The organism is Pauljensenia sp. UMB6358 (assembly GCF_030216865.1).
GTDB classification, from domain to species: domain Bacteria; phylum Actinomycetota; class Actinomycetes; order Actinomycetales; family Actinomycetaceae; genus Pauljensenia; species Pauljensenia turicensis_A.
This window is the reverse complement of record NZ_JASOMS010000120.1, coordinates 1-296: the sequence shown is the minus strand read 5'-3', so window position 1 is coordinate 296 and position 296 is coordinate 1. Positions and strand designations below refer to the sequence as shown.

Genomic DNA, 296 nt, shown 5'->3' with positions numbered 1-296 from the left:
AAAATGACATTTTGATCATCACCTGTTTTAGGTAATTTATTTATCACTGAAATTGTTCTAGAATTATTAGTTAACATTGGTCTATTAGCTACATTAGTAACCTGAGATACTTTTTTAGAGAATGACTGTTTGTTAGAGTCACCTTGACTAGAGTGATTATTTTCTCTAGATATAGTTGACTTTGAAAGAAGTGGATTTTTCCCTATAAGTTGACCTACTTGGCTCTTGTTCTCAACATCACGTTGGCGACGCTCTAGAACATTGCCCTGACTTTTGTTTTCCACATCGCGTTGACG

Annotated in this window: 1 pseudogene; it reads right to left on the bottom strand. The window is 34.8% G+C overall.

Annotated elements, in window-relative coordinates:
* A pseudogene (locus QP381_RS08860) lies at positions 1-296 on the bottom strand (hypothetical protein); the annotation flags it as partial.